This is a genomic window from Crocosphaera watsonii WH 8501 (assembly GCF_000167195.1).
Classification (GTDB): Bacteria; Cyanobacteriota; Cyanobacteriia; order Cyanobacteriales; family Microcystaceae; genus Crocosphaera; species Crocosphaera watsonii.
The window spans coordinates 1-10064 of the sequence record NZ_AADV02000159.1; the positions used below are offsets into that span (position 1 = coordinate 1).

A 10064-nucleotide genomic window follows, 5' to 3' on the forward strand; every position below is an offset into this window, starting at 1 on the left:
CATGTTATCTACTCAGTCTTCAGATAATGTAGGATCCTTCGTACGCGGGGACTGCTCTACAAGTCGTGTAGCGTCATCGATCATGCAGCTGGGCTTGGTTCTACACCCGTCGTTACTGAGACATACGCCTAGAGGGGGAGTGTGGGGAGACTGGGAGAGGGGGAGACTGGGAGACTGGGAGAGGGGGAGACTGGGAGAGGGGGAGACTGGGAGACTGGGAGACTGGGAGACTGGGAGAGGGGGAGAGGGGGAGATAGTTCTGGGTTTGGGACTATTTTTCGACAATGGTGCGATCGCAGTTTGTTCGAGATCCGATGGATCTTGCAGGGACGGGCCTTTTTGTTATTGACTGCCTTCGGTTTAATTACCTTGGTGATGACTGCTTTGGGAACTCGCTCTTTTAACTATTCCACCCCTAGCACGGATCTGTTGATCCATGCAGCTAATGTTTATTTTGAATATATTTTGTTTGCTATTATTGTCCTCTATGGGGCAGAGTTGATGTGGCGCGATCGCCAACTGCGCATACAAGATGTAATGGATGCAACACCTATTTCTAATGGGGTGTTATTATTCTCAAAACTGACTGCTCTATTTGTCATGATCAGCTTAAACTTATTGTTGGCTATGGCAGTGATGATCCCTTATCAAGCTCTCAATGGTTATTATGATTTTGAGATCCCTTTATATTTCCAGATGCTATTTGTTGAGCATGGCCCCTATTTTTATTTAATTGCTGTATTATCTCTATTTACCCAGGTAATAACCCGACATAAGTATGCAGGAATGGCTCTAGCTATTGCTATCGCCCTCTCAAAAATTCCTTTAGATGCTTTTGGCCTTTATCATAACCTCTATCGTTTCCCTTCTACTAACGACATTGAATACTCTTTGATGAATGGTTATGGTAACTTATTGACGGGACATCTTTGGTATACCCTTTATTGGGGGATCGTAGGGGCTATTTTAATGGCGATCGCTTATATTATTTGGCCTCGGGGAACAACTAATAAAAGTTGGGGTAAGGCATGGAAACAGGCAAACTCAGCCATTAAAGGCACTTTATTCGCTTTAATTGCCCTATTTGCCGGGGTAGGTAGTTGGATCGGTTACAATACTATGGTAGCTAACCCCTATCAACCCCCAGGTAAGGAAGAAACTGCGGCGGAAATAGAAAAGCAGTTTAACAAGTACGAAAACTTACCTATGCCGGTGGTGACTGATACAGATGTCAAGGTGGATCTTTTTCCAGAGCAGGGTTATTTTATTGCTAAGGGTGCCTATCGTTTAGAAAATAGGACTAAAACCCCTATTAAACAGATTCATTTACTCACTTTTATCAATTTAAACCTAGAAGAAGTCAATTATCCAGGGGCAAAATTAAAAGAGGCACATCCTGAATGGGGTTATTATATCTACAGTTTAGATCGCCCCCTCATGCCAGGAGAAAGCGAAACTTTAGAATTTACGACTAAAACAAAGCCAAGCAAAGGATTTCGTAATCAGGTGGATAGCGACGACGTTTATATGGTTTATCCTAACGATGTGGTCGGTAATGGCACAAATTTACATAGTCCTTTTATTTTACCTTTCATCGGTTACACGAAAATGGTAGAACACAAAAAGGCTTGGTTACGGGATAAACTGGAATTACCTCCCTTAGAAGAAAGAATGCGCTCTTTTGATGATCCCATGGGACTTTCTCAAGCGTTAACGGTGAGTCATTTGGGTTGGGGTGAAGTTGATATCACCGTTAGCACTTCCAGTGATCAACAAATAGTGACATCAGGAACTCTTCTTAAACAATGGCAAGAGGGCGATCGTAATTATTTTCAGTATAAACTCACAGCACCAGATCGCAGTAAGTTTACCCTTTTTTCCGGTCGTTATGGAGTTCATAAAAATAATGATTATCGGGTTCCCATCGAAATATATTATCATCCCCAACACGAAGAAAATGTGGAATTAATGGCCCAACAGGTCGGAAAAGCCCTAGAATTTTATGAAAAAACTTTTGGACCCTATCCTTTTGAACAAGTTCGCGTAGTAGAATTTGTTTATTATGACGGTATGGTTTTTTCTGATAGGGGAACTATTGGTATTCCTGAAGTTTTGGTCTGGAAAAATGAAGCACAAGGACTAGGTGAAGAAAATATCATTGATTGGTTGACTTATTTGTTAGCTTATGCTTGGTGGGAAGATCAAATGATTATAGCGGATGTGTCTGGGAGTATGACTATTAGGGAGGCACTGAGTGCTTATGCTAGTTCCTTGTATCAACGTTCCCGTCGCACTCCAGAGATGCAAGAATTAGCCAAAAAACAGCAGATGCGTAACTTTTTCCGTCAGCTTGGTAAACTTGATTTCCAAGAACCTGCTTTAATTGAAGTGTATAACGAGTTAGCCATTGCCCGTTATAAAGGGGGAATGGTCCTGGAATTAATCGAGGATTTAATTGGTAAAGAAGCCTTATTCACTGCTATTAAGGAGTTTTTGGCAGCTTATCGTTATCAAAACCCACCTTATGCAACGGTTATGGACTTACAAGCAGCAATTATAAGTCAAAGTCCTCCAGAATATCGAGAAACTATCAAAGAATTATTTGCTGAGGTAATCACCTATCAAGTTGGGTTAACGGATGCTGCTTATGAATCATTACCCGATGGAAAATTTAAGATTACCCTTGAGATAGAAGCGCAAAAACGTTACACAAGGGAACTTGGAAGACAAGAAATCACTGAGTTAGACATTCCTTTGACTATTGCTCTTTCTGACGAAGCAGGAAACACTATCTATCGCAAAAAACATGATATTTCCCAACAAAAAGCGACCCTTGAGTTAATTGTTGACCAACTTCCTACCAATGCAACAGTTGATCCCGATTATGTTTTGCCCTCTGCTTTTGTACAAGATAATGTTAAACGTTTACAAGAAAAGAAACCAGAAAGTTAAATTAGGGCATATTTATCTTCCTTTAAGGTGGGCAGTACATCGGCCTACTGTCTACTAAAGTTAAGCTACACATTCAAAGTAGGGGTCAACGGCCGTTGACCCCTACAAAGTTAACATCTGTAGTCTCAGTTGATGAAAATGGTATAATCTCGTATTTGGTATGAAATTGGCAATCTATAATCAAAGAGTAATCCCTAAAAAGGTGACAATTTGTGGCAATATACTCTGACAAGCTGTATATAATTTATTAGCAGGTTTTAAACCTTTAGCTAGGGTTTCTAATAATTTAACGGCACGAGTTGCTTTCTTTTGTAATCCTTCATCTTCAGGTTTTTGACTAGCTTTAGCAATAGTTTTTACGTTATTAGCTGCTCCTGCTTTTTCCTCGTCGTCTAGTTCATTTTCTGTTTCAATTGCTTGCATTAATTCTTTTAGTGAGGTTTTTAATTGTTCATTTTCATTGTTATCACTCTCGGAAATGTTATCGATGGTATTGTTAACATCTTTTATGATTTTTCCTGTGTTTAAGTTTCCAGTGTTATTAATATCACCAGTAGTAATATTTGTACTATTATCGGGACTGTTATTCATGGCTTTTGTCTCTATATTAATTGGACGACTGGCTAAAATTTTTGTTATCTCCATCATGTTAGCATTTTCCCGATGATAGCTACTAATTTCATTTTCCTTTGCATCTAATAAGGCTTTATATTTAGCTTCTACTGCTTGTAACTTAAGTTGATAATTTTCTTCAAATTCCTGATGTATCTTTTCCTTATCAGCATCGGGGGGAACTTTAACTTTAACCACAAAAACCCCATCCCCTTTATTTTCAATACTGGAAACTTCTAAGGGTGTATCTTCATTTTCTACTTGCACCGTTTTCATGGTTTCTATAAAGGCTTTCCAGTCAATACCATTCTCAAAAATTAGGTTAACTGTATCAAATACTTCCTCAAATAATTTAGTAAATTCTCCGGTTTTAAAGTCTCCACTACTGGGTTGACGTTCTTTTTCATTGTTTAAAAGATAAACATATTGACAGTCAACATTATCAAGTTTAGTTGTGGTATCAATATTCCAATTTTCTAGACAAGCACCGGTTAAATAAGCACTATTAAAATTAGTGTAAACTGCATTGACTTCTGTTAAATTAGCAGACGATAAATTGGCATACTCAAAGGTTGCTCCACTAATATCTGCATTTTTCAAGTTAGCTCTTTGTAAGTTAGCTTCTTTTAGATATGCTCCCCTTAAGTTAGCTTTGCTTAAATCTTTTTCCTCTCCACTACTAGGGTTAATTAATAAATCTCTAACTATTGGTTTTTCTAATAAGGTATTTCCAGGTCTAGCTAAGTTTAATTTAACAGTATCTTTGAAACAAGTTCTAGTCAATATAGCTCGGTTGAAATTGACATTTTTCAGGGTTGCTCCGGTGAAGTCAGCGTCAGTTACTGTTGCCTTATAGAAAGATGTATCACCCATAGCAGCAAAAGCAATCACAATCTTTCGTAACCAAGGACCTCTCATTTCGTCTTTGAGGGTACGATAACCCAGATAACAGGCAAATAGGGTTAACGCTACGGCGAAGGCGAAGGCTACGGCTACGGCTCCGGCTCCGGCTACGGCTACGGCTCCGGCTACGGCTACGGCTCCGGCTACGGCTACGGCTACGGCTCCGGCTCCGGCTACGGCTAAAAATATTACCCCCCCCCAGATTTTTACGAAAACTAATAATAAAAAAGATAATTATAGTAATTAAACCTGTCCATCCTGATACTTTATTTTCAAGATTAGACTCGAAGATCAAAGAAACGATAGATCCTAACAAAGCTGAGAAAAGACTAGATATTATAATTAACACCAAAACAACTAATAAGAAAAGAATCAACCATCGTTTTTGTAGTCCAGCTTTTACCCCAATAAACTTGGTATTAGTGAGGTTTGCTTGACTAAAATTAGCACTTTGTAGCTGACAGTAACTAAAATCCGCACCGGATAAATCTTGTTCTTTAAAATTTGCTCCCCGTAGGTTTAACCTTTGGAAGTTTCGTTCTCCGTTTTTGTATGCTTTAATTAGGGTTTGCTGAATAAAAGCAAAACCCTATTCTTTAAAAGGTTACACCCATATTCGCGATCGCAAAAAAGATCAGCTTTGTCGGCTACAAACCGCTATAATTGGTAGAAACACCTCCCAGTTGTTGGTCAAGAACAAATGTATCGAAAAGAGGAGCAACCTTTACCGCCCCCAGAAAAATTTGAATTACCTTTCGAGGGCAAATTGTCCCCCAATAATCGTTGGGTAATCATGGCAGAGTTGATACCTTGGGATGATTTTGAGGAAGAATATGCTAAACTTTTTTCAGCAGAAAAAGGTGCGCCAGCCAAACTATTTAGAATGGCATTAGGGACATTAATTATTAAGGAAAAATTAGGAACAAGTGATAGAGAAACTATAGAACAGATTAGAGAAAATCTCTATCTACAATACTTTATAGGTTTAAATTGTTATCAACAAGAGCCACCACTGGAATCTTCAATGCTAGTTCATTTTAGGAAAAGAATTGATGGAGAATTGATAAACAAAATCAATAAAAAAATAGTAAAAAGAGAAATAGACAAGAGTGATAAAGAAGTAAAAAAAAAGGATTGTCTCCAAGAAAAAAGAGAAAAAATAAAAAATAAAGGTAAACTAATTTTAGATGCGACTTGTGCGCCAGCAGACATCAAATACCCAACGGATTTAGGCATATTAAATCAAGCCAGAATTGAGACAGAAAGAATAATAGATAATCTTTATAAACCATTAAGAGTAAAATTGAGAAAAAAGCCGAGAACTTCTAGAAAAATTGCTAGAAAGGAATACTTAAAAGTAGCTAAAAAACGAAAAGTATCTTATCAAGAAAGAAGAAAAGCTATCGGGAAACAGTTAAAATACCTTAAGAAAAATTTAGGAAATATAGAAGACTTAATTCAAGCTGGGGCTTCCCTGGAAAATCTGAGTAAAAGACAGAAAAATTGTCTAGAGACTATCAAAAAAGTTTATGAACAACAACAGTCAATGTGGGAGAATAAGACCCAGAGTGTTCCTCAAAGAATTGTAAGTTTAACTCAACGGCATATTCGTCCAATAGTGAGGGGAAAAGCAGGAAAACCAATAGATTTTGGAGCTAAACTCTCAGTAAGCTGTGTAGATAACTATGTGTTTCTAGACAAAATAAGTTGGGAAAACTTCAATGAATCTTGTCATTTTAAAGAACAAGTAGAAAAGTATAAAGAAACGTTTGGCTATTATCCCGAATCCGTCCATGTAGATAAAATTTATCGAACTAGGGAAAACAGAAATTGGTGTAAGGAAAGAGGGATAAGAATCAGTGGTCCGAAGTTAGGAAGACCTCCGAAAAATGTCAGTGAAGAAGAAAAGAAACAAGCCCACTCCGATGAATGCTTCCGTAATGCTATTGAGGGAAAGTTTGGACAAGCTAAACGAAGATTTAGCCTAAATCTCGTGATGACAAAACTACCTGAAACCTCCATTACATCTATTGCTATTACATTTTTAGTTGTCAATCTTTCTAAACTTCTGAGGCAGTTTTTGTCGCTTTTTTTGTCCTTATTTACTAATGATAGAACAAGAGAACTCATTAAACCGCCTTTCATTAATTTTGATTATACTTTGAACAATTTTTATGTACTAAAACTTATTGATTTGTCAGAAAATTCTTGGTCAAAAGTGGCATAAATTTTGGAGAAACTTTTTCAGCAAACCCTATTTAGGTTTCCATATCCTATTATTTTATCGGATAAACTGTTTTTATAACTATCAATTAAACAGCCATAAATTTCTAACATATCCACCCCTTTTCGATGATTATAAATAATATCATAAGGATATTGAAAACTATTTTTTGCTGGCAAAATAGTAGAACCATAAAGTTGAATCAAGGGAATATTCAAACAGAATTTTGGCAGAATCTTTGTTTTTAATTTAATCAAATTCTCAAACTCAAAAGACTGAATAAATATATAGTCAGGATTTATAAAATTTTCTGCAATTAAGGTATTAATTAGTAACTCACCTAGACAAATATTGATTAGCTTATCATTTTCAATTCCAGTAAAAAATCTTCCCTCCTTGTCAAAAAAAGTTGGATGTTTTGTTTCTGGATAGATCCCGATATTACGACCTATCTTTTTACTTTTATTTTTAACTAAATCAATAATCTCTTTGAAAGTTGGGATTTCAAATAAACCATCAAACTGTTTATTATTAGGTCGAATATTAGGGATGCGTTCTTTAACTCTAAGGGTTTTTAATTCTGCCAAAGTAAAATCTTCTGCAAACCATCCAGTGACAGAATTACCATCAATTATTTTAGTTGTTTTTCTCTCAAAAAAATCATCAATTTCAGCTACATTTGTCGTTTCTGATAATTCATTTTCATGAAGTGCAACTAATACCCTATCTCTGCTTACAACTAAGTCAGGTTCAATAAAATCTGCACCTAAATCAATGGCTAATTCATAAGCTTCTAAGGTATGTTCAGGACGAAAAGCACTGGCACCACGGTGAGCAATTATAAGAGGCATTTTTCTATCTTTATTATTATGGATAATGGATAATGGATAATGGATAATGGATAATGGATAATTATTTTTTTCTAAAAAGAAAGAGAATACAAAAATAAAACTTTTGATTTTTATCTTTGAAAGGAGACGTTTTTTACTGAATTAATGACTAATAATCAAGTAATTAAGTATTTCTAAAATTTTTCCCCAAACTCCTCGTCACCCCGTCACCCGAATTTCTCACAAAATCTGCGATCGCCAAACACAGAAGCCTTACAGGAAGTGGGTTTGAACAGAGCGATCGCAGATTTCCCCAACCAACAGTCTGTTGTCAGATTTTAAGTTAAAATCAACCCGAATTAGACAAAGATGAAAAGATAAATCAATCACTCATTTTTCCAAAAAAATTATTAATAAAATCTCTAATAGTACTAGATTGTTAGAATAAAATATGCTATAATTTAATTATTAAAGCAATTTACCTTAAACTGATTTAATGAGTCCCAGTCATCCCCGAACCCCTCGTCAAGTAATCAACTTTAGTAAACAGAAAGGAAAAGAAATAATCGCTAATTTTGATGGGGGACTAATCACTTCAGATGCGGGGATTGTCTGGATAGCTGAGTTGGATAAAAAACTGGGAATTACCGAGAAGTTTGGTAACTGTTTTCAAGATCATCGTCATCAATCTTATGTAGATCATTCCGTTCATGAGTTATTAGCACAAAGGCTTTATGGAATTATTTTAGGCTATGAAGATGTCAATGACCATGATAAATTACGTCACGATCCTGCCCTTAAGATCGCTTTAGAAAAGCTTAATGAACTTGAAGATAAAAAGGGATGGTTAGCTGGAAAAAGTACAATTAATAGATTGGAATATTGTCCTGAGACTATTCTCGACCAAAAAACGAGTCGTTATCATAAAATAGAAACCAACTTTGAAGCCATTGAAAAATCTTTTGTCGAATTTTTTTTAGAGTCTTATAAAAAACCTCCCTTAAGTATTATATTAGATATGGATGTCACGGATGACCAAGTACATGGTAATCAAGAAGGGGCATTTTTTAATAGTTATTATCACGGAGTATGTTATGCTCCTTTATATATTTTCTGTGGGCATCATTTATTAGTTGCTAAACTTCGTTCATCTAATGTAGATCCAGCCGATGGAGCCTTAGACGAATTACAAAGAATTATCGGACTAATTAGAGAAAAATGGTCAGAGACTCATATCCTAGTTAGGGGTGATAGTGCCTATGCCCGTGAAGAAATCTTCTATTTTTGTGAAAATCAGCCTTTAGTTGATTATGTTATAGCTATGGGAACAAATGGCGTTCTTAAGTTACGAGCGGATGATGTAATTGAAAAAGCCAAACATGAATATGAAAAAAAACTAGCTCCAATAACTGAATTAATGGATAGTTTATTTCAGAAAAAAGAAGATTTAGAAGAAGTTAAAAAATTAGTACCAATTTCTACTTGGTATCGCTCTATTCGTTATAAAACAGAAAAGTCATGGAGTTGTCAAAGAAGAGTAGTGACAAAAGTTTGTTATGGAAGTGATGGCTTAAAAATGCGCCATGTGGTGACATCTTTGCCCGCTTCAAAAATTCCACCCTCAAAACTTTATACAAAAAAATACTGTCCGAGAGGCGAGATGGAAAATCGGATTAAAGAACAACAATTAGACTTGTTAGCTCATAGAACTTCAACTCAAACATTTCAAAGTAATCAACTAAGATTATGGATACATTCCTGGGCTTATGTTCTCATAAATGCTTTTCGTCAACACTGTTTAAAAAAACTTCATTGGCTAAAGCAACTGTGGGAAGAATACGTCTAAATCTTCTTAAGTTGGGAGCCAGAATAAAGATTAGTTGTAGAAGAATTATTATCGCTATAGCTAGTGCTTGTCCTTATCAAGATATTTTGTCTATTGCTAACAAAAGAATTAAAACTATTCCTAATACTGGATAAGTAGAATAAGTTGTTTTCTAAAAAAGATATCTATCATAAGTTGTTGACTGACTGATACTTTCATTTAGTCTTATTTATCGTGGAGAAAATCAAAAGTTAATATAATTATTCCCTCTTAAACTCAATTTTTGGATAATCAAAGTCAATTTTTTTATTCATCTATATTCAAAATTTCTATTAGTCCTAAAAATTATCATTTTTCATCTCTGGATTGGGCTTTCAAATTAATTTGTGAGAAATCCGGGGTTACCATTAGTCCCTTGTCTATTAGCACTTTTTACAGCAGCAATTATCCTCTGGTTTATCGATAATAAGCAACGAGATAAAATGGTTTTTAAACTAACATTAGATTCATTATTAAAGACACTTACAGATAAACCAACGGTGGGACGTATTGCGATCGAATACCTTAAACAGTCAGAAAACCGAGAAAATAAAGCTTTGATTACAGAAAAGTTGTTGAAAAAAACTCAATAATTGACTTCTCCTGACTCCAAAGCAATTAATAGTTAACAATTAATAATTAAGTTCATCCAGAGCTATAGGTACGCGTCTCACTCATA

6 protein-coding genes and 1 pseudogene are annotated in these 10064 nt (G+C 35.7%); 4 read left to right on the forward strand and 3 right to left on the reverse strand.

Annotated elements, in window-relative coordinates:
* Positions 1-141 precede the first annotated feature (141 nt).
* Positions 142-2952 carry an ABC transporter permease/M1 family aminopeptidase gene (locus tag CWATDRAFT_RS26665; RefSeq protein WP_007307916.1) on the forward strand — a complete coding sequence of 937 codons (2811 nt, stop codon included), beginning with the start codon at positions 142-144 and terminating at the stop codon, positions 2950-2952.
* Positions 2953-3132: 180 nt separating this feature from the next.
* Here the strand turns inward: CWATDRAFT_RS26665 and CWATDRAFT_RS26670 are convergent, their stop codons facing one another.
* Both CWATDRAFT_RS26670 and CWATDRAFT_RS41525 read right to left on the reverse strand, forming a co-directional pair.
* Positions 3133-4482: a pentapeptide repeat-containing protein gene (locus CWATDRAFT_RS26670; protein ID WP_007307920.1), complete on the reverse strand. Its 1350-nt coding sequence runs from the start codon at positions 4480-4482 to the stop codon at positions 3133-3135.
* Entirely contained in the window at positions 4430-5044 is a 615-nt protein-coding gene (locus CWATDRAFT_RS41525; protein ID WP_326997440.1) for a pentapeptide repeat-containing protein, read from the reverse strand. Before CWATDRAFT_RS41525 ends, CWATDRAFT_RS26670 begins: the two co-directional genes overlap by 53 nt.
* A gap of 123 nt (positions 5045-5167) precedes the next feature.
* On the opposite strand from CWATDRAFT_RS41525, the gene CWATDRAFT_RS26675 reads away from it, so the two are divergent.
* On the forward strand, positions 5168-6694 hold the full coding sequence (locus tag CWATDRAFT_RS26675) for an IS5-like element ISCwa2 family transposase (RefSeq protein ID WP_007307917.1): 1527 nt from the start codon (positions 5168-5170) through the stop codon (positions 6692-6694).
* 17 nt (positions 6695-6711) lie between these two features.
* Here the strand turns inward: CWATDRAFT_RS26675 and CWATDRAFT_RS26680 are convergent, their stop codons facing one another.
* Positions 6712-7542 carry a glycerophosphodiester phosphodiesterase family protein gene (locus CWATDRAFT_RS26680; RefSeq protein WP_007307919.1) on the reverse strand — a complete coding sequence of 277 codons (831 nt, stop codon included), beginning with the start codon at positions 7540-7542 and terminating at the stop codon, positions 6712-6714.
* A 475-nt stretch (positions 7543-8017) separates the two neighbouring features.
* Between CWATDRAFT_RS26680 and CWATDRAFT_RS34740 the strand changes: the two are divergent.
* Together CWATDRAFT_RS34740 and CWATDRAFT_RS26695 are read left to right on the forward strand one after the other, a co-directional pair.
* Positions 8018-9501: pseudogene (locus CWATDRAFT_RS34740) on the forward strand (IS1380 family transposase).
* Between the two features lie 231 nt (positions 9502-9732).
* Positions 9733-9978 carry a hypothetical protein gene (locus CWATDRAFT_RS26695; protein ID WP_007303319.1) on the forward strand — a complete coding sequence of 82 codons (246 nt, stop codon included), beginning with the start codon at positions 9733-9735 and terminating at the stop codon, positions 9976-9978.
* The last annotated feature ends 86 nt before the right edge of the window (positions 9979-10064 follow it).